General features: G+C 34.8%; 16 protein-coding genes and 1 rRNA gene. 8 read left to right on the forward strand and 9 right to left on the reverse strand.

The window, feature by feature from the left end; all coding sequences use genetic code 11:
* The first annotated feature begins 311 nt into the window (after positions 1-311).
* From XJ32_RS10515 to XJ32_RS10530, 4 genes are all read left to right on the forward strand, one after another.
* Positions 312-1,139 (forward strand): substrate-binding domain-containing protein, encoded by an 828-nt coding sequence (locus tag XJ32_RS10515; RefSeq protein ID WP_040463431.1) that lies wholly within the window; start codon positions 312-314, stop codon positions 1,137-1,139.
* Positions 1,140-1,534: 395 nt separating this feature from the next.
* Complete coding sequence (gene pstC, locus XJ32_RS10520; protein WP_027338363.1) at positions 1,535-2,380, forward strand: phosphate ABC transporter permease subunit PstC; 846 nt, start codon at positions 1,535-1,537, stop codon at positions 2,378-2,380.
* A 275-nt stretch (positions 2,381-2,655) separates the two neighbouring features.
* Positions 2,656-7,578, forward strand: a complete 4,923-nt coding sequence (locus XJ32_RS10525; protein ID WP_077389634.1) for a putative barnase/colicin E5 family endoribonuclease — start codon at positions 2,656-2,658, stop codon at positions 7,576-7,578.
* A 411-nt stretch (positions 7,579-7,989) separates the two neighbouring features.
* Positions 7,990-8,490 (forward strand): hypothetical protein, encoded by a 501-nt coding sequence (locus XJ32_RS10530; protein WP_077389637.1) that lies wholly within the window; start codon positions 7,990-7,992, stop codon positions 8,488-8,490.
* Here XJ32_RS10530 and XJ32_RS13450 read toward each other — a convergent pair.
* From XJ32_RS13450 to XJ32_RS10570, 9 genes are all read right to left on the reverse strand, one after another.
* The gene (locus tag XJ32_RS13450; RefSeq protein ID WP_411701578.1) at positions 8,461-8,901 is read right to left on the reverse strand and encodes a methyl-accepting chemotaxis protein; all 441 of its coding nucleotides are present in this window, start codon (positions 8,899-8,901) and stop codon (positions 8,461-8,463) included. The genes XJ32_RS10530 and XJ32_RS13450 overlap by 30 nt on opposite strands.
* 409 nt (positions 8,902-9,310) lie before the next feature.
* A complete protein-coding gene (locus tag XJ32_RS13455) occupies positions 9,311-10,216 on the reverse strand; it encodes a cache domain-containing protein (RefSeq protein ID WP_254422370.1) in 906 nt (301 codons plus the stop codon).
* A 140-nt stretch (positions 10,217-10,356) separates the two neighbouring features.
* Complete coding sequence (locus XJ32_RS10540; RefSeq protein WP_020995528.1) at positions 10,357-10,917, reverse strand: L,D-transpeptidase family protein; 561 nt, start codon at positions 10,915-10,917, stop codon at positions 10,357-10,359.
* A gap of 124 nt (positions 10,918-11,041) precedes the next feature.
* Positions 11,042-11,659, reverse strand: coding sequence for an NYN domain-containing protein (locus XJ32_RS10545; RefSeq protein WP_077389639.1), 618 nt, complete (start codon positions 11,657-11,659; stop codon positions 11,042-11,044).
* A 20-nt stretch (positions 11,660-11,679) separates the two neighbouring features.
* A complete protein-coding gene (locus XJ32_RS10550) occupies positions 11,680-13,467 on the reverse strand; it encodes an ATP-binding cassette domain-containing protein (protein ID WP_155761518.1) in 1,788 nt (595 codons plus the stop codon).
* 53 nt (positions 13,468-13,520) lie between these two features.
* The gene (locus XJ32_RS10555) at positions 13,521-14,369 is read right to left on the reverse strand and encodes a hypothetical protein (protein ID WP_020995530.1); all 849 of its coding nucleotides are present in this window, start codon (positions 14,367-14,369) and stop codon (positions 13,521-13,523) included.
* The gene (locus XJ32_RS10560; protein ID WP_077389642.1) at positions 14,369-15,484 is read right to left on the reverse strand and encodes a helix-turn-helix domain-containing protein; all 1,116 of its coding nucleotides are present in this window, start codon (positions 15,482-15,484) and stop codon (positions 14,369-14,371) included. Before XJ32_RS10560 ends, XJ32_RS10555 begins: the two co-directional genes overlap by 1 nt.
* Positions 15,477-16,184, reverse strand: coding sequence for a TrmH family RNA methyltransferase (locus XJ32_RS10565; RefSeq protein ID WP_077389644.1), 708 nt, complete (start codon positions 16,182-16,184; stop codon positions 15,477-15,479). The genes XJ32_RS10560 and XJ32_RS10565 overlap by 8 nt, the downstream gene beginning before the upstream one ends.
* Before the next feature lie 344 nt (positions 16,185-16,528).
* On the reverse strand, positions 16,529-16,768 hold the full coding sequence (locus XJ32_RS10570) for a hypothetical protein (RefSeq protein ID WP_004088548.1): 240 nt from the start codon (positions 16,766-16,768) through the stop codon (positions 16,529-16,531).
* Positions 16,769-16,952: 184 nt separating this feature from the next.
* Between XJ32_RS10570 and XJ32_RS10575 the strand changes: the two genes are divergently transcribed.
* The 4 genes from XJ32_RS10575 to XJ32_RS10590 all read left to right on the forward strand — a co-directional run bounded on the left by XJ32_RS10575 (position 16,953) and on the right by XJ32_RS10590 (position 21,844).
* A complete protein-coding gene (locus tag XJ32_RS10575; protein WP_077389647.1) occupies positions 16,953-17,702 on the forward strand; it encodes a hypothetical protein in 750 nt (249 codons plus the stop codon).
* Between the two features lie 8 nt (positions 17,703-17,710).
* The gene (trpS, locus tag XJ32_RS10580; protein WP_077389650.1) at positions 17,711-18,688 is read left to right on the forward strand and encodes a tryptophan--tRNA ligase; all 978 of its coding nucleotides are present in this window, start codon (positions 17,711-17,713) and stop codon (positions 18,686-18,688) included.
* 21 nt (positions 18,689-18,709) lie between these two features.
* Positions 18,710-18,895, forward strand: coding sequence for a hypothetical protein (locus tag XJ32_RS10585; protein WP_004088541.1), 186 nt, complete (start codon positions 18,710-18,712; stop codon positions 18,893-18,895).
* A 1,271-nt stretch (positions 18,896-20,166) separates the two neighbouring features.
* Positions 20,167-21,844, forward strand: a 16S ribosomal RNA gene (locus tag XJ32_RS10590).
* Positions 21,845-21,930 lie beyond the last annotated feature (86 nt).

The raw sequence follows: 21,930 nt of genomic DNA on the forward strand, positions 1-21,930 counted from the left end.
TGATATGGATGTATAGGGTTAAAGGTGAAATTTAGACTTCAAACCCCATATCTTTAAGAGTGTGCAAGATAGCAAGAAGTGAGAATTTATGTTTATGTGGGATTTACACAAGAAAATATAAGGACTTGCATGTATTTACATGTGAATGTGAGTATATTCGCCACACCACATTCAACCATGTGAGAAAATTATGTATGCAATTACCAAGATAATCACAAATCAATTTTACTAAAAATTTACATTCTTTATTTTGCAACTTTACAAGCTATATCTATACTTGCAGCACATTTTATTTGAAAGGATTTTTTATGATGAAAAAGTGTATATTAGGGCTTGTGGCAGGCTTAACTCTTGGTGCAAATATAGCTATGGCAGCAGAGAATATTTACCCTATTTCAAGGGAAATGGGATCTGGAACTCGTGGTGCTTTTACTGAAATCTTTGGGATTCAAAAAGAATTAAAAGGTAAGAAAATCGATGCTACCACAACGAAAGCAGAGGTTACAAACTCAACGGGTGTCATGATGACAACGGTGGCAAACTCTAAAAATGCTATTGGTTACATATCGCTTGGCTCACTGAATGACACTGTGAAGGCAATAAGTGTTGAAGGTGTTATGCCAAGTGTTGAAAACATTAATAATAAGAGTTATAAAATCTCTCGTCCATTTAATGTGGTAATCAAGAAAAGCAATCCACTCATTGAAGACTTTTTAGCATATAGCATTAATGCGAAAGCAATTATTGAAAAGTCTGGCTACATTGCGACAAAAACTAAAAAATTTGTGAGTAAAAAACCTAAAGGAAAGCTTGTAATAGCTGGTTCTAGCTCTATCACACCACTTATGGAAAAGCTTGTAGAATCTTATAAAAGTGTCAATCCAAATGTAGTGATTGAGATTCAGCAATCAGATTCTACAACAGGTGTAAATGTTGTGGTAGAGGGCATTGCAGATATTGGTATGGTATCTCGTGAGGTAAAAGAAGCGGAGTTGAAAAAGGGCATTAGTGTGCGTGTATTAGCGATTGATGGTTTAGCTATTATTGTGAATAAAGCAAATCCTATCACAAATATCACAAAAGATAGCGTGTATAAGATTTTCACAGGTGAAATGACGACTTGGGATCAAGTGAAATAATGAGATTAATCTCATGAGTTGTGGTGTAGGATTTGGGTTGTTTTAGAATCTAGCTTAGATTCTAAGAGAGATTTTGATTGACATTTAAAATAGCAAAAAAGATTTAGAGTTTTGCTATTTTATCTCTACGCCATGCAACCACCAATAAGGGATTAGAATCTGTAATCTAAAACAAATTGTCATGTTGAATGTAGTGAAATGTTTCACATTGTATAATTTAAAAGAGATATTTCAGCTATGACTCAATATGACAAGAATCTATCCTTAAGTTAAGTAAGCAAAGAATTCATCACAGAGAGTAAAGATTCTTACAACAACACTTATTGCAACAAAGTTTTGTTTTAAGAATCTAAATACAACGCTAAGCTCTATTATAAAGATTCTAAAGGAAATAAATGTTTAAAGAAAGATTTTTTCACACTTTATTTGCACTTTGTGCGATGGGATCTATTTTTGCAGTTTGTGCGATTTGCTTTTTCTTGTTTGCAAATGCAATCCCTACGATGAAGCAGATTGGCTTTATGGATTTTATATTCGGGCTAGATTGGTATCCAGAACAGGAATTTTTTGGAATCTTCCCTATGATTATAGGCAGCCTGTGTGTAACCGCTCTTGCTATCCTTTTTGGCGTTCCACTTGGGATTTTTAGCGCTGTGTATTTATCGCAGTTTTGTCCAAAAGGTCCAAAGAAGTATCTCATCATGGCGGTTGAGTTGCTTGGGGCTATCCCATCTGTTGTGTATGGATTCTTTGGTTTAGTGATTATTGTGCCGCTACTTGCTGGTATATTTGATGGCATACCGGGCAAAAGTGTATTGGCGGCGTCTTTCATTCTTACCATTATGATATTGCCTACGATCATTCTTGTATCAAAGGCTGCGATAGATTCTGTGCCAACAAGCTATTATGAAGGGGCGTTAGCGCTTGGAGCTAGTAGTGAAAGAAGTGTGTTTTTTGCGGTTTTACCTGCGGCTAAATCAGGCATTCTAGCATCAGTTATACTTGGCGTTGGTAGGGCTATTGGCGAGGCTATGGCTGTTATTATGGTTGCTGGGAATCAGGTGCAGCTTCCAAGTAGTGTGCTTGATGGTGTAAGGACATTAACGACAAATATCGTGCTTGAGATGAGCTATGCAGAAGGCTTACATAGAGAAGTATTAATCGCAAATGCTGTCGTGTTATTTGTATTTATCTTGCTGATAAATGTATGTTTCAATCTTATTAAAAAAGAGAAGATTTAGAATCTTTGCTTATTTACTCTATCTATTTTTGCTTAAGTGTGGAATAAATAAGCTTTCTAATATGTCATATTGGGGTTTAACATACATGCTTGCTTTTAGAAAGCAATATTAAATTCATTTTGAGAAATTTTACAAACCCTTTAAACAGATAAGAATATAAAAGAGATTTTTTAGACATCGCTAAACTTAAGTTGTGGTTCTAAATACAGCTTATTTACCAAAAGCTTTCTTCGTAATTGTAAATATAGAATCTAATCCCGCAAAAACACACACAAATGCTAACAATACTTAGGGCATTAGACAGAAATGTAAAGCTAAATGATGATACATTCCCAATTGATTTTACTAAGATTTTAAGCGATATTGAGAATCTAGAAAAGCTTACACTGCACCCTGAAATCTATCCTATACTCGATACTTTTAAAAGCTATGCTAAAAGCTATCAATTCGCCCAAGAAATAAGCAAAGCAAAAGCATTAGAAAACCAAGTAGGCAGCGGTGCATTAGCCACAACACTAGAGGGCAGAATAAAAGTCTTTTTAACCAATAGATTATTTAAAAAGCTTTTTGCCTTTATCCCTTACATAGGCGATAATGCAGCCATAACAAAAGCCTTGCAAAGTGCTATAAAAGATTTAAAATACCCAAGTGAAATCACACTAGAAACGCTTAAAGTGCTAAATAAAGCAGATTTAGACAAAGGCTTTAAACCCATAAAAGATAAAGAGAATAAACCAAGATTTGAATACAAGGCAAACACACCTTTAAGTGATAAAGAATTACAGAGCCAAATAAGAGGTAATACACAGATATTAACCCCAAAAGATACAAGCGAGATAGAAGCCATTGCAAGTAATCCACTCATTCAAAACATGGAGAGACAAGCAAAGTATAATGAAGAACTCACACAAAAAATAAGCCAATTTGAAGCAAATAAAGAAAACATTCAACAAGATATATTAAATAATCTAGTTGTTGCCACACAAGAGATAAAGCAAAACACAGAGTTATTAAAACAACTAGCCCAACAACTCACACACAATAACCCAATCCACACGCCAAATAAAAGCATAATAAAAGCAGAGGCAAATAATGAAACCTATTTCATAACAACAGATAAAAACAACATCACAGCCATAGAAAAACAAGAATTGCAGCTAGCACAGCCAAAAACTTATGATGAGTTAATGCAAAGAGACAAAAACGAAAACGCAACACTAGAATCATACAGAGACCAATATGCAGATATAGCAGAGATAAAAGAAGCACAAGCACAGAAGCAATTGTTGTTAGAGTATAAGCCAGAAGTTGCGAAAGCTAGTGAAACAATAGAAAAAGGCGTAGATGAAAAAATAAAAGTGTTACCTAAAATCAACTTAAATACAGCAAAAAGAGGCGAGATAAAAGAATACTTGTCGCAAATTTTAAAGCCGATTTTAGACAAACCTTTGAGAAATACGCAGGGCTTACAAGCCTATTTAAATAACGCTTCAATCGATAAAATGATAAGCGATAAAGCCATAACAAAAAGCGTAGAAAACGGATTTAGTAAGCAAGAACACTTAGAAGCGGTGGCGGATATAGAAAGGCTTTTTAGCATCTCTAAAGAAGCAATCGCACACAGCCACAGAGAGAATAACCCGGGCGTAATCATTCACAGATTAAACGCACCTTTTAAAGAATCTAATGCACTGATAACGACAAAAGAAAGCCTAGATAAAAATAAAAATAGAATATATAGTGTAGAGTTAGAATTAACCCCTCGCTTCAACACTTCTACACGCCCGACAGATATAGAAGCTAACAAGGGCGGTTTTAACTCACTAAATGGACAAGGCGGACAAAACTTACCGACTATTGCTAAAACCGATACCGACATTATACCACAAAAGCTAACAGAACGCATAAAAAACGATTTAGATTCTAACGATTATGCAGAAATGCTAAAAAGTTTAAAGCAATTAGAAAATAAACAAGCAGAGATTGATACATTTACAAATGAAGCCAACTTAATACGCAACACTTTAGAAAAGCAAGAGACAGAGAAATATGAAAAAATAGTAAGTCCTTTATTTGATAAATATCCAATAATGAAAGAGTTTTACAATGAAAGAGATATAAATACACATATCTATTTTAAACGCTTTAAAAACGAGTTTTTAGAGCGATACAACACGCAATATGATTTCTTTACTTTAGATGAAAAAGCCTTTCTAGCTAAATATCCAAATTTTACTCAACAAGACTATAAGGAAGCTACAACACAGAATCTAAAAGCCTTAAAAGATAAAAATGTAAGCATAAATGAATATGTCTCTTTTGCTAAAGAATATATGGATATTGTAAATAATCCTGTTTTTGAAAAGATGGCGAAAGAAATTGATTCTGTAGATAAAAAATATTGGGATACTCACTTTGAGATGAGTGAGCAACGGGATTCTAAAGTAAATGAAATCATTGCCATACTTAAAAAGGATATTGACTCTATTGATATTGCAAACAAGGCAGATGTTAGCATTGATAATTTCCATAAATTAGGCAGATACCTTGCATTTATGAAGCAGCCTGAATTTGGATTTGCTAACAAACTGACATTCACAAAAACTGGGTTTTTTGGAAAATTTTTAGAACAGACAGATATAAAACAACGAGAACTTTTAGGCGAATTATTATCAGTAGAAAAACTTTTAGAGAAAGAAGGAAAAGCTAACAGAGTTTTACAAGATAGGCTTTTCACTATATTTAGGTTAATGCGAGGGGAAGAGTTACTAGATAGAGAGATAAAAGATGTACCATTAGCAAGAGAGTTGATAGAAAAACAGCTAAACATTAAACCCATAAAAGAATTTGGCACAAACTATGCAGAACATTATCACAGCGGCGAGACTGCTATACAAAAACTCATAAATGAAGCACAAGCACATAAAGAAAGCGGAGCTAAGGGCGAGTATAAAGGACAAGTTGCAGGGGCATTTCATAGAGATGACATTGGGGATATAACTTTAGCGTGGGGAGAGAAAGGCACGGGCAAAAGTGATGGCTGGGGATTATCAAAAATTGTAGAGTATCACCCTGAAGTGTTAGATAAATTGGATAAATTGATACAAGATTTGCCCATTGTAAAGGAAACTGAAAATAGATATAAGCTAGATAATGGCGACTTTTTTATAAGCATTAGAAAAGATTTTGAGGGACAAAAACAAAACTGGGTATTAACAGCCTTAGAAAGAGATGAAAGCATTGCTAGACGCAGGACGGACTTGCCTAGCTCACAAAGTGAAGCTGAAAAGACTACTTCAGCAAATGCTACCAACATTATACCACAAACAACACAAGAAATAATCAAACAAGCAAAGGCAAGCGGAAAAAGTGTAGCAGAAACAAAGAAATTACTACAAAAACATAATAAAGAGATACAGAGCATAAGAACAGAGATTAGAAAAGATATTGCAACAAGGCAAAAAAACATAGAACAAGGATACATAGACATAGTAAGCAGCCATCATGCAAAGATAGGAAAAAAAGGCGGATATACAACAAAAATGTATTTAGAAACCGATAAGGAAAAACAAAGCTATTTATATGATGGTTTTAATAAAGAATCTTTAGACAACTATTTACAATTAGTCAAAGAAAACGCACCTTTAAAAGAGAGAAACAAGGCACTAGACAAGCTTGTAAATGAAAGACTAGAAGCAGAAGCAAGATTTAGCCAATTACAAAAACAACAAGAGGAATTAGAAGACAAACAACTACAAGCATTTGATGAAGAATCTTTTATTAAAAGCTTAGAGGGTAAGAGTAAAGATGAGTTAGAAAATATTCAAGGCGATTTATGGAGTAAAAGCAATAGTAAAAATAGCGATATACCATTTCCAGTAATAGCTAGAATGCAAAACTTAGTTATGTGGATAAAAGATAAAATCCCACAAGCTGCCTTTAATAATGATGAATTAAGAGAAGCGATTAAATCCTTAAGATTTAGGGAAGAATATAAAGATGACATAAATTCTATACAATATTTTAAAGAGAACAGAGCATATATAGAACAAACTTTAAACATTAAACCTATAAAAGAATTTGGCACAAATTACGCAGAACATTATCACAGCGGGGAATCTGCTATTGCAAAACTCATAAGTGAAGCACAAGCACATAAAGAAAGCGGGGCTAAAGGCGAGTATAAAGGACAAGTTGCAGGAGCATTTCATCGTAAAGAATTGGGGGATATTGATTTAGTTTGGGGAGAAGTTGAAGGTAGCGGACAACATGCAAAAGGCTATGGACTTGTTAAGATTATTGAGAAGCATTTAAACGCAGGGGATTTTGAAGCATTCGGTAAGGGCGAAGCTGGACTTATAAACGCTATAAATGAGATTATACAAAATGGCAAACTACTTACTGAAAATGGCGTAAATACGCTTTATTTACAAAAAGATAACAAAGTATTTTTAGTAGGATTAAGTAAAGGTTGGGATAAAAAAGGCGAAAATCAATGGATAATCACAAGTTATGAAGCAAATAATCTAAGCCCTGATATATTAGAAAAAATCGGTGCTAACAAAACTATTTCTGCTGATGAAAGCCTTAATGCGTTACAGACTTTTAACGCAACCGACAACAACATTATACCACAAACCTCACAAGAAATAGTTAAAAATAACAATATAAAAGAATCCGCAAATATGCTAGAATCTAAAGTAAAAATGCAAGGGCAAGATTTGAACTTAATATATAACACACAAGAAGCAAAACATATAGCAACTTTAAGAACAGATTTAAAAGAGGCGTTAAGCCCATATCTAAACAAAGAGATTGTAAATAAAGCTACAGGTATAACCGCACAAATATCCACCACAGGTTTAAACAAAATCGCAAGTAAAAAAGCGATAGATAAAAGTGTAGCGAATGGATTCAGTAGAGACGAGCATTTTAAAGTAGCACAAGATTTAAAAACGCTTTTTGAAAATGCTACAAAAAAGGAAAGCTATGCAGATAAAAAACAAAGTAACGATGTGATGGCTATGCACAGATTTTTTGCAGAAATAATAATAAATAACAAACAAGCACAAGCAAAAATGACTTTAAAAGAAAGTATCGAACATGGGAATAGAATTTATTCATTAGAATTAGAAGAATTAATCCCAAGCATTAACGCACAACCGCATACCAAAGAAGCACAAGCAAGGGGGAGCTAAACTCACTAAATGTGGGAGATATGCAAGAAAACTTCCCCACGCCTATTGTAAAGCCCTTAAGTTAGATTCTACCACAAATTCCCAAATAAAACAAGCCCCTATATTTCAATTAAAAAAGTAAATATAATAAAAAGTATCGCTTATGTTTTAAGCAGTTTTACGCAATAAAGCATAAGCCCCCATTATTAGCATATGCGTAATGGGATTAACTCTAAGATAGTATAAAAAAGCCTTGCCTCGTTGCTTTCTCTTGTCATGTTGCGTTTGTCATGTTGAGTGCAAAGCACGAAACATCTCGCAAGTTTTGCAAGGCGGGTAAAATCCTTTTTATTTACAAGTAAAGATGTTTCGGCTTTGCCTCAACATGACAAGTGAGAGACTCAACAATAAACCATAAGGATAAAAAGCAAAATGCTAAAAACAATTGGAAATATTATTTATGATTATTATCAATTCTTTATACTCCCATTCTTAAGCATAAGTATATTCTATGCTATGGAATATATGAGTCGGGGTGTAGAGTTTTTTGTTGATGAAAAGGGTGTGAAGTGGCGATTTTTAAGCTTTTGCGCTTTAATGCAATTTTTCGTTAGCTTAGTTGTTATTTTAAGCGTTTCTGCTATGTTTAAAAGTGATGCCCTGCAAGAATATCAAACCTTGCAACTTGTAGCCATTATCTTACTTGGCACAACACCCTTTAACATAAGCATTTTAATATGGGTAGCTATAAAACTAGAAATATACAGACTTATGCAAAATAGATATAAAGACGAATTAAAAGATTTAATAAAAGCAGAATCATTTATAGGACCAGTCTTTTTTTTGCAAAACTCCAAAAAAAATGTTTTTTTATGTCAGCACAACGAGACTCTAATAGCTACCTTAAAACTTCTTACTATTCACATCATCTAAAATTTTTACTGCCACATTATCTAGTGCGGTGCTTATATCGCGTGAATGATTGGCAATTTTTACATTTTGCTGCGTGATGTCTTCAAGTTGCGAGATAGTATCATTGATTTGATTGACACCTTCAGCTTGTTCTTTAATAGATTCTGCCATATCGTTGATACTCTGCACCAAAAGATTTGTATTTGCTTCAATTTCACCCAAACTTCTTTGTGTGCGTTCGGCAAGCTTTCTCACCTCATCAGCAACAACCGCAAACCCTCTGCCGTGTTCTCCTGCCCTTGCGGCTTCAATAGCGGCATTCAAAGCCAAAAGATTTGTTTGATCTGCAATATCGCGTATGATACCGATGACATTTTTAATATCTTCACTTTGTGCGATGACTTCATTTGTGCGATCACTCACATTTTGCATAGATTGGGCAATCTCTTCTGTGAGAGTGGCAGTTTGTGCAAGTGATGCACTTTGAGTGTTAGCACTCTCTGTAAGCTCAAGGACAGAAGATTCTAACTCTTTAGATTTTACTTCAAGTTCGTTGGCATAGTTTTTAGAGACTGAAAGCATACTCACCATAGAATCCCCCAAGCTATTTACGGCATTTTCAAGCCCTCTGGGATTTTCTATCCTGTCGGTAAAGTCATTGTTTTTATAGGCGTCAAATACACGAGCTGTATTTTTGAGATTCTCGCCGACAAGGTTTAAAAGCGTGTGCGACATTTGATTTATCGCATCTTTTAGCTCATTGATTTGCGGATTTAGGCTTGTATTTTCTATCACAGAGCCAAATCGCCCTTCCTTTGCTTCTGCTACGACATCTAGTACATCACACAAGGTTGGAATCTTGTCTCAACCCATCTTGTGTGCGTTTGACATTCTCATCAATCGCCTTTGCCATACGCCCGATCTCATCTTTAGAATCTAGTGGGATAGAATCCATTGTTTTACTCTCGTGGTTGAGATAGGCAAAAAAGGCAAAGACATTGTGCTGTAAGTTTAAGATTCCACGCAAATGTGTGCTGTAAAAGAGCCACATTGATGGGAAAAAGATAAGCAAAAATGCTACCATTGAAATGGCGATATTGCTGTATATCGTTTGAGAGATATTACTCAAAATCCCCTGTGAAGTGGCGTGTGTATAGGTGTCTAGCGTGTCGATATACACACCTGTTGCAATCCAAATATTTGCGGTGTTGGGGATAAGCTGTGCGTAAGATACTTTTTGTGCATCAACAAACTTTCCATCTGGCAGGGGCTTAGGGAAAACATAATAGACAAATTTACCCCTTTTGCTATCATCTTTTGCACTCTCAAAAAGATCCCTTATGAAATAAGTGCCATTAATGTCCTTTGTATCCCACAAAGACTTGCCTATAATGTCTGTTTGATGCGGATATGCTAAAGCAACCCCTTCTTTATACACAAAATAATAGCTTGATTTATCATCTTCAAAATACATCTTGCTAATGGCTTTAGAAATGATTTGTATCTGCTCCTTTTCACTCAATCCCTTGACAATCTCACCAAGCGCACTCGCCATAGAATCTGTGCTAAGCTTGATTTTTGCTTCAATCTCTTGCTGTAACATTGCGACGATTTGTTCTTGTGTAGCTTTGGAGGACTTTGCTTCCCCTAGTATTGTCAGCACTAAAAATATGACAAATGCTATAAAAAAGCCGATAACAAGGCTTAGGAATTTTGATTTAAGTGAGAGATTCTTATAAAACTTCATTATAATCCCTTTTGTAAGTTTCTAATATTATATATTATCATAAAAATACAAAATAATTCAAAGAGTGGGATTATTACAACTTTTAAAAGACTTTGAAAAGTTAAGAAAAACTAGGTGGGTATATTTTGCTGTTTTTATCTTCAAGGTAATATATAAATGGGTGTGTTGATACTAATCACTTCATATAATTCTTTCATGCTTGCATTATCAAGGGCTATGCAGCCATCAGTCCAATCGCCATATTGTTTAAAAAGTTCTTTCGCAATATTCATGCCATTTGGTAATCCGTGAATCTTGATATCGCCACCCGCATTTTTATTGTGTTTTTTAGCATTGGCAATATCTAGCTTATTTGGATAACTAATGCCAAGATTGAGAAAATAGCGTGATTTTGGGTTTTTAGAATCAATATAATACAAGCCCTCAGGCGTTTTACTATCACCTTCAAACTCTTTGTGTCCTTGCGGATTTTTACCCAATGCGATATGCGGATAACTTTTTAATAGCTTATTTTTATCATCGTAGAGTTCTAATATTCTTTTTTGTTTATGCACGACAATCTTTGCTACCCTACCTTTTAAGCTTAAGTCTATGGGATATTCTTGTCCCCTTTCTGTCGCAATGCTTATTTGATAAAGTAAGGTTAGGATACAAAAAAGTAGCAAAATTACTATAATAGCTTTGGTAAGACTTTGTTTCATTGCTTCACTCTAAAAATGCCAAATCTATCTGCCTAATACATGCCTTGTCTTACATAAAAACACTTTGTATATAAAGTCGTTCCTTTATATACACTAAGCACATTATGGTTATTTTATTTTGTAATTACTTCTTCTTTGCGGTTGCTTTTGTGCTTGTAGCCTTTGTGCTTTTGGTAGCTCTAGGTTTTCTTGTAGTGGTTTTTGCTGAAGTGGTTTGATCGCCTATTTTTTCTCCAAGTGTTTGAGTGTCTAAGCCCTCAAGTGCTGATGCGAATATATCAAGCATATCACCTGTTGAGGTCATTTCGCTACTTTGCTCACTCACATTTTTTGGCTCTAGGTTGTAGATGATATTATAGGCTCGTTTCAAAAATGCTTCATTACCTTTTGAAAACTGATAAAAGCATAAAGCTTCTAATCCCTTTGTTCTCACTTCACTTGCTAAAACGCCAAACTCACGATAGTTTGACGCGATTGCAATGCTATCGTAGTTGCCAGAATAAAGTGCTTTTGACACATCTACACTTAAACGCATATTATTGTTTGCTTGACTATTGCCTATTGAGATTCTAAAATAATGCCTATCAAGCTGACTATACCATAAGTCAAGATTGTCTTTTGTGATATATGCGCGTTTTACACAAATATTGTAACCCTCATTTTGCAAATAATCAAAAATAAGTGTCATAAACGCCGCTTCGAGTCTATCACAATCAATAAACAATGCTAAATTCTTTGCCATACTATCTCCTTCAAATAGATTTAAGCGATATAAAAATCTTGGTATATAGATACCATCTTTTTTGTGTAGTCATGTTTTGGATTTGACATTATAGCTTGTGTATGTCCATATTCGACAATTTTACCTTGAAATATGACTGCTACATTATCGCATAAATTTGCAACAACGCCTAAATCATGCGTGATGAGTATATAGCTCACATTATAAGCTTTTTGCACATCATGCAAGAGTTTTAGCGTATTTTTCTGCACGAATTTGTCAAGTGCGCTTGTAGGCTCATCAAGGATTAGAATCTTTGGATTTAGCACCATAGAACGCGCAATAGCTACTCTTTGCCTTTGACCACCACTTAGCTCACTTGGATAACGAGTAAGCAAACTTCTATCCAAATCTAGCACATTAAAGATTTTTTCAATCTCTTGCATAATAGATTCATCACTCTTTTTTTGCAATTTTAGCCCCTCGCTCACTAAATCTTTTACACGAAATCTTGGATTAAGAGAACTCATAGAATCTTGAAAAACGACTTGCATGTTTTTTCGCATTTCTTTTAAATACCTTTTATCAACTTTTCCATTGTAAGATAAAGTCTGATTAAAATATGAATCTATGCCTTGTGTATCCATGAGATGTAATATACCTTTTGCTAAGGAACTTTTACCACTACCGCTTTCCCCTATAATACCCAAAGTTTTACCTTCTTGCAAGGTGAGATTAACATTTTTTGTAATTATAGATAGTTTTTTGCGAAAGTATTTACTTTTTTTAACGCCTACGCTAAAATCTTTTAGCTGCATTATAGTTGGTGTTTGTGTGGTGTTGTATTGTTTTGTTTCAAGAAAGTTTGCTTGAAAAAGCTTTTGCGTGTAGCTGTGTTTTGGCGTAGAATGAAGCGTGAGAGTTTCTATAATGTGTCCGTTTTGCATAATGATATAGGTATCACAAAGAGCGCGTAAAATGCCTAAATCATGTGTGATAAAAAGCATTGCAACGCGGTGTTTTTTTGCAATTTGTTTCAGCAAGTTTATCACCTGCATACTTAGCGACATATCAAGGGCGGTTGTAGGCTCATCACAGATGATTAGCTTTGGATTTGCAACAAGGGCTAGAGAGATTGCCACCCTTTGTCTTTGACCGCCACTTAGCTCATGTGGATAGCGAGTAAGTAAGCTGCAATCAAGCCCAACTTCATTGCAAATAGATTCTATATGTGCTTTTCTTTGTTTAGAATCTCTCATAAGATTATGTATGATAAGCGTTTCTTCAATCTGTTTATATACTTTATGGAGTGGGTTGAGTGAGCTTAGCGGGTCTTGTGGTATGTATGAGATTTCTTTGCCCAAAATATTTTGCATTGAGAGATTTTGCGTTGTTATGGTTTTAGATTTTCTCTCTTTTTGTAATTGCAATAAATCATAATTACAGAATCTTATCTCACCTTTGTGTATGTTGATATTTGGTTCAAGTCCCATTATAATTCTTGCAAGCAGGCTTTTACCACTTCCACTCTCACCCGCAAGTCCTAGAATCTGCCCTTGCTTTATTTCTATATTGATATTTTGTAAGCAAAAGTGATTGCGTGTAGATTCTAGATTCTGTGTCAAATCTGGGTGGGTTAGGGGATTTGAGGTGTAATTTTTGGAATCTAGATTTTTATTATCTGTATCCCACATTGCGTGTCTATTAGATTCTATATGGGTTTTATGAGATTTAGAATCTTTTGTGCTTGTGCTAAATGAAGCACATAAACCTTTGATAGATAAAAGTAAATCTTTTGTTGTATCTGCTAATACACCTTCTCTATTCATCACTAAATCCTAAAAATCATAAAATTCTAAAGGTATATAAGGTTTGTAAGCCATCATTTTGGCACATGATTAACCTCTATCCCATTACGCAATATTGTCGCATTATAGTTATCTGTGATAAGAATGTGTCTTGCTGATTGTGGCAAGTCTATCTTATATGTTGTTTTAGAATCTGTAAGCATAATCACATCAAGTGGATTCATAGCGTTGTCAAAAATAAGGATTTTTGGATACCATGCTTCTGTGTTGTCTTTTGGTGTGATTTGGATTGTGCCTGTGGTTATGGCTGTAAGCCAGTATTTGCCATTAATTTGTGTAAGCGTATTTGTGCCTTTTGCAAGGACTTTTGCTGCTGCGATATTTGAGTTTAATAAGCTTATATCATATATCCAGTGTGTAGCGGAGTAGCGATTGACATCAATGATTGCATAACCTCGCTTAGTTAGATTTGTAGCCATAACGATTGGATCGACACTAGATTCTGCATTGAGCGTGTATGTGAGTTTTATTTTTTCATCTTCTTTTGTTGCTTCGGTTACATAAAAATATGAGTAGCCAATACTGCTTAAAATATTACTTGCACTATACGCAAGGAAAGTAAAGCTAGGCTCTCTATCAGTCTGCTTTTGTGCGTTAAGGCGGAAGGTAACAGATACATTGCTAGGCTTTGTGAGTTTGAGAGAGAGTAAGCCATTGCTTTTTAATGCACTAAGCACCTTAACTACATTAAGATTACCGCCTTGATAGAATGCCTTTTCATTAGCAAAGATTTTTTTTATAAATTTCTCATTTGCTTGATAGCTATTTTTTGTCATTAGTTTTTGCACTTTTTGTTGTAATTCACTTGCGATAAGCATATTACAAAGTAGCAATGCGGTTATACAGATTCTAAATATATTCATTATTTGCCCCCTAATGCTTTGTATTCTTTTTGTGTGATGAGTTTCATGCCGCTTTCTTTATCATATAACATGTAGGTTACCCCTCTTTGATTGTATTCAAAGGTTTGTCCATTTGCTTCTATGCTTAAGACTGCATAGCCAAAATGAAATATCGTAGGATTTTTAATCGTAAGGGTAATAGGTGTTTTCTTTGTGTATTTTTCTCCACGCACTTTTGTGATAGTATCCACCCATGCAAACCATACATCTTGCTTCGGTGTGATTGTAAGGGTTATTTCTTTTGTATTTTTGCTCTCTTGTTTTACTTCTTGTTGGGCTATTTTAGAATCTTCTTTTATGTCTTGTTGTTTAGAATCTTTTCCTTGTGTTTGGTCTATATTTTTTGCTTCATTGTTTTTTGTGGCTATTTGCTCTCTTTTTTCTTCATTATCATTTAATGCGTCATAAAGAGAGATTGTAGGATAGGCTTGTTTTATATCTTTTTCAACAATCCTTTTTTGTGTGTTGTTTTGTTCTGCTACATGACTTGCCTGCGTATTATTAGAACCCACAAAGTAGATTCCAAAAGCCACAAGTAGCACAACGCTAACGCTAGATACTGCAATAATCAGCGTTTTATAGGATACTTGTTGCTTTGGCATGCTGATTTCTATATTCATGCTGCTTAGTTGCTGCTTATTGTTTGTTGTTTGTTGTTTTGATTTTGGAAGTTTTACTTGCTGTGTGTTTATAGGATTCTCTTTATCTGTATTTTCTAGTTTAGAATCTTTATTTCCAAAATCTTGTCTAGAAGAATCTTGTTTGGAAACTTGCGGGCTACTTATTTTTGTGTTAGTAGAATCTGATTGTAGTTTTTCTGTTTGCATGGTATCAGATTCTAAAACATTAGGATCTTTTTGAGTATTTATTTGCTTATATTCATCATATTCCTTTACCCATTCGCTTAAGTCAAGTTGCAATTCACGCTCTAGAATCTTTATAAAGCCATGTGCTCTAGTTGGATCAATATTATCAAATTTTTTATCCAAAATATCATGTAGTCTTACTAGCGTAATCCTTGTTTTGCGATGAATTTCTTCTGTATCCATTTGTTTTAGTTTGTCAAAATCAGCCATAATATTCCTTTTTTATGTGTTGGATTCTATCAATGAGTATTCCTGCTGCAACGCTTGCATTTAGAGAATCAAAGCCATTACACATAGCAATATGCAAGGTGTAATCAAGCTTATTAAGTAGCTTTTGTGGCAGCCCTGTATCTTCCCTGCCGATAAAAATAGCCCATTTGTTGGGTGTAGATTCTAAAATATTTTTATTATTTTTACCTGCTCCAATGAGTGTAAATTGCTTCATTTTTGCTTCATTGGCAACACTAAGGCTTGATTTATGAAAAGAAAAGGGCATATTGAGTAATGCCCCACTGCTTGATCTAAAAATCCCCTCTAATGCTTGCGTGTTTAAAGTGTCTCTATCGCTGATTACAATCCCGCCAACGCCAAGTGCATAAGCGGTTCTCACAATAGCCCCAATATTTCCAATATCACTCATGCCGCATAATACAACTAGGCTTGAGAAATCAAGCAAGGCTTTAAATGGAGTTTGCTCAATGGGCTTGATTTTTGCAAATACACCTTGATGATTTTTCCCCCGTGCAAGACTTTGTGCTTTTTTATTATCTATCCTAAGGATTGGCACATTTAGCCTTTTTAGTTTAGCAAACAAAGGCTTTTCTATGTCTTTTGCTAAATAAATCTCTTGAATATGCGTAGGTGCATGATGTATCACATATTCAAAACATTGCTTCCCAAAAATAATCATTACTAGAATCCACAGCTACTAATTTTTTCTGTAATGCTACCATAAAAAAGCTAGAGTTTTACTCTAGCTTATCGAAATAAATATTTATAAATAAAGATTTTTGATGATATATGTTATTAGCCGTTTAGAATCCTTTATTCAATCTTTGACTAGAAGTATTTGTAATGATATAACTTTGTAGAATTGCCCATGTCCATACACCAGAGACAATATATCCTAAAAATTTGTAAATAAAGAACAAATAGGCATTGTGTGTAAAAAGGCAAACTATACGCAGATTAAATCTTACAATTTACTTCAATAAAAGAGATAAAAGTTTCATCTAACTCATTGCAAACTAGAGTTTAGATAAAGTCATCTTCATCTATCTCTGTGATACTTACGCCATTATAATAGAATTTTTCACTATTACCGCAAAGCCATTTTCTATCACTTGGAGTTTCTGCTTTTAGATAGATCACTTGCGATGTAATGCCAGAGTTTCTTACATGTTTCGTGCATTTAATAAGCACATCATCACCCCTTTCAGAGCAACATACACCAATCCCACCAACTACTTGAAAATTTTTGTCTAAAATCAGCATAATCATTCCTTATTGTTTTAATTTCAACTAAATGGGCTAAATTATAGCAGATTCTAATAAATTTTTACTCTCAATGTGTCAATATGCTTAAAGTATGAGTTATAACTCATTTTGTATTGTTATAAAGAACTTGTCAGAAAATATATACAATTTGGTTTTGATTTTATAAATTTATGAGAATGCTATGCGATATTTTAGTAGTTTTGGTTTGTATGGTGATTATGCTTTATTTGAGTCGCTTTTATATGATTTTGGTTATGTGCCAAATCATTATGACATTATAGGTTTTAGCTCTGGGGCATTGTCTGCTTTACAATATGCTATGCAAAGGATTGTCAATAAACAAAGGGTTGGCAGAGTGATTCTCTTATCACCGCTACTTTATACACATCATATTTCTAGTGATTCTGTGTTAAATATCGCAGGTTTCGATTCTGATTTGATTACATCTTTTAAACGAAATGTAGAGAATCTAGATTCTAAAAACAACACACAAATCATAACCCATGTAAGCTTTGAATCTTTTGCCAGAGAATTTTCTCATATCAATATTTACACATTATGGAATCTGTTTAAAAAAGCATGTATTCATTCATATAAAAAGGATAAGCTAAAATATCATACTACGCTGTATAAACAACTTGGATTTCACATAACAGACGATATAATGAGATTAGATTCTCATAATAACAAGGAATGTAGAGTTTTTACACAATTTGAAAAACTCACAACCTTAAGGAATCTATGGGATATTCATGCTATCGATTTAGAGAAAATAGAGAAAAAATCGCAAAAGTTTGTGGTATTTATCGCAGAAAATGATAGAATAACAAACTCAAAATTAATAAGCAAATATTTATCGCAGTTTGGAATCTGCTATATATTAAAAGGTCGAAACCATATTTTACAGAGAGTAGCTAACAAAAGGGCATAATAACGAATATGAAAAAAAAAGCATTTTCAGGTATCCAGCCAACAGGCAGTCTGCATTTAGGTAACTATCTTGGTGCCATCAAGCAATGGGTAAAAAATCAAGCAGAATATGAAAATATCTATTGTGTTGTAAATACTCATGCTATAACGATACACCAAGACCCAAAGGTTTTGCAGCAAAATACTATAGAACTTTTTGCTATGCTGCTTGCGTGTGGGCTTACAAGCGAGAATACAAAGCTTTTTGTGCAAAGTAGAATTGACTATCATGGTGCGCTTGCGTGGATTCTAGATTGCAATATCGGTATGGGCGAGATGAGTCGCATGACTCAATTTAAAGATAAATCACAGAAAAATCCGCAAAATATAAATGTCGGACTTTTTAATTATCCAGCGTTGATGGCGGCTGATATTTTATTGTATCAAAGCGATTTTGTGCCAGTTGGAGAAGACCAAAAGCAGCATTTAGAGCTTACAAGAAATGTTGCCATGAGATTTAATGAACGCTATGGAGAATGCTTTAAAGTGCCAGAGCCCTTAATCGCAGAGGTTGGTGCTAGAATCATGTCGCTTGATGACCCAAGTGTAAAGATGAGTAAGTCAAATAAAGGTGAATATAGTGTGATAAATCTGCTTGATTCTAAAGATAGCATTATAAAAAAAGTCAAAAAAGCCACCACAGATAGCTTTAATGAGATTGTGTTTGATAAAGAAAGGGCAGGGCTTTATAATCTCTTGTGTATTTATGAATGTATCACAGGTAAAAGTCGCAATGAGATTGAAAATAGTTTTAAGGGCTATGGCGAGTTTAAGATTGCACTTGCTGAAGCCATTTTTGCAGAATTAGAGCCAATACAGCAAAAATATCATCAATTCATGCAGGAAAAAACTTATATTAATGATATAATCACGCGTGATGAAACATACATTAGAGACCTAGCCCAAAGCACTTATGATAGGGCAAAGTCTTTAGTGGGTTTAATTTAATTTTATTTTAAGGAGACAGCGATGGATGACATTGTAAAGGAAGATATTTCTACGATTATAGAGCAGATTCAAGATTCATTAGATGAGCTTGAAAGCCACTTTGAAAAGCTGGAATCTAAGAGCGCGAAAAACTCAGAAACAATCAACAATATGATTGAAGAGATGCGATTAAATCTTGAAACCTTGCGTGATTTTCAGGATGCTTAATCTTTAGTTTGTTGTTTCACAAAAGCTTTTATTCGTTTGGAGTGTGGCTAGAAAATAGTTCATACTTTCCATGATCTAATCCACACAATTTCTACACAAGTTTTTTCAAACTTAGCGATTTCTATGTCTTCATATATAGCATTATGTATAGGTTTCATATTGATTCTTCATTATTTTGTGAGTAGTATTAAATATGAGATTTGATTCTATATTTTTCAATCATCGAAAGAAAATCGTGTTGCGAGAAATATTACTCTTAATAAGATAAATTAATAATGAGTGTTTGTTAATTATCTTGAATATGCAACTACAAGCGGTATGAATTCAGTATTAATGAAAATTTTATGTAGGCTTGAATAATCTTTCATTTGATTGAGAATGGCAAAAGAGTCTTGTTGCATTTATTGTTGGAAATAAGTGTCGTTACTATCACCTAATATCTAATACAATGTAATTTTAATTTACATGATAGTCATTAGAATTGCCTTAAAAAATCCCCCCTAAAAAACAAACTCAAAAAAAATCAAAAACTTTTTTAAATTTAAGCTTTATTTAAGCTTTATTAGCATATAATTCTGTTTCTCAAGTTTGCAGAAAGCAAATTAAAGATTTACAAGATGTAAATATACCGAATATTATAGCATTTTTTCATTAAAATCAGTAATATTTTTATCAAACTCTTTTTATCCTTTTAGATTTTAGAGTTTTTATATTTTGTTTTACTTTTTTGTGTTTTTGTTAATACTTGCGTTATTTGACTTTGGAAATTTTGATATTTTTAAAGCAATGATCTTTGACAACTAAGCAAGATTTGATTGTGATATTGTAGCTAGATTGTTTAAAGTTAATATCTTAGTTTTGTAAAATTATTATGAAATTTGAATATTGCTTTTTACTATGTTTTAAATGCTTCAATTTTATTTTAACAACCAAGTCTTTAAATTGTTAATCTATACAACTCGACTATAACTGATTTATTATGTTTTGCTTTAGTCTTTGTAAGAGAGTAGGGCAGGGCATAGTAAGTTTTAGTCTTTGTGAAACATTTTAGAGATTAGGACAAATTCTTTAAATAATAATCTTTAATGTTATGGCATTTTGTATGTAACTTATGTTAAATATGAAATGTTGTTTGATATTGAGATTATTTGTGAAGATTCTAACTGATATATTTTAAGCTATATGTTTATTGTGTATTTTGTTGGGTTTTCATTATTTATGGAGAGTTTGCTACTATTAATTAATTTTGATAGATACAAACTTCCATAATTCTTATGGAGAGTTTGATCCTGGCTCAGAGTGAACGCTGGCGGCGTGCCTAATACATGCAAGTCGAACGATGAAGCTTCTAGCTTGCTAGAAGTGGATTAGTGGCGCACGGGTGAGTAATGCATAGGTTATGTGCCCTTTAGTCTGGGATAGCCACTGGAAACGGTGATTAATACTGGATACTCCCTACGGGGGAAAGGGGCTTTCAATAAAGAATTTCTCTTTTTAGTGCTTTGTGTTGTTGGCACAAAATTCTAGTATTTGGAATGAGAAATTGATGTTGTGAAGCAATTTGTGCGGAGACTAGACTTAGTGTCTGTCGCACAAGCAAATTGCGAACCCATCGATTTATCGTCCAAAGACGAATTTTTTATTGAAAGCCTTCGCTAAAGGATCAGCCTATGTCCTATCAGCTTGTTGGTGAGGTAATGGCTCACCAAGGCTATGACGGGTATCCGGCCTGAGAGGGTGATCGGACACACTGGAACTGAGACACGGTCCAGACTCCTACGGGAGGCAGCAGTAGGGAATATTGCTCAATGGGGGAAACCCTGAAGCAGCAACGCCGCGTGGAGGATGAAGGTTTTAGGATTGTAAACTCCTTTTGTAAGAGAAGATTATGACGGTATCTTACGAATAAGCACCGGCTAACTCCGTGCCAGCAGCCGCGGTAATACGGAGGGTGCAAGCGTTACTCGGAATCACTGGGCGTAAAGAGCGCGTAGGCGGGTGGTCAAGTCAGATGTGAAATCCTGTAGCTTAACTACAGAACTGCATTTGAAACTGACCATCTAGAGTATGGGAGAGGTAGGTGGAATTCTTGGTGTAGGGGTAAAATCCGTAGAGATCAAGAGGAATACTCATTGCGAAGGCGACCTGCTGGAACATTACTGACGCTGATGCGCGAAAGCGTGGGGAGCAAACAGGATTAGATACCCTGGTAGTCCACGCCCTAAACGATGAATGCTAGTTGTTGCCCTGCTTGTCAGGGCAGTAATGCAGCTAACGCATTAAGCATTCCGCCTGGGGAGTACGGTCGCAAGATTAAAACTCAAAGGAATAGACGGGGACCCGCACAAGCGGTGGAGCATGTGGTTTAATTCGAGTATACGCGAAGAACCTTACCTAGGCTTGACATTGATAGAATCCGCTAGAGATAGTGGAGTGCTGGCTTGCCAGAGCTTGAAAACAGGTGCTGCACGGCTGTCGTCAGCTCGTGTCGTGAGATGTTGGGTTAAGTCCCGCAACGAGCGCAACCCTCGTCCTTAGTTGCTAGCAGTTCGGCTGAGCACTCTAAGGAGACTGCCTTCGTAAGGAGGAGGAAGGTGAGGACGACGTTAAGTCATCATGGCCCTTACGCCTAGGGCTACACACGTGCTACAATGGGACATACAAAAAGATGCAATACCGCGAGGTGGAGCAAATCTCTAAAATGTCTCTCAGTTCGGATTGTAGTCTGCAACTCGACTACATGAAGCTGGAATCGCTAGTAATCGTGAATCAGCCATGTCACGGTGAATACGTTCCCGGGTCTTGTACTCACCGCCCGTCACACCATGGGAGTTGTATTCGCCTTAAGTCGGGATACTAAATTGGTTACCGCCCACGGCGGATGCAGCGACTGGGGTGAAGTCGTAACAAGGTAACCGTAGGTGAACCTGCGGTTGGATCACCTCCTTTCTAGAGATATGTTAAGATATTTGTTTATCTTAATCATTATGAAGTTGTTTAGATATAGTTGCTATATAGTCTATAAATTATGTCTT

The sequence above is a fragment of the Helicobacter bilis genome (genome assembly GCF_001999985.1).
Lineage (GTDB): Bacteria > Campylobacterota > Campylobacteria > Campylobacterales > Helicobacteraceae > Helicobacter_A > Helicobacter_A rappini.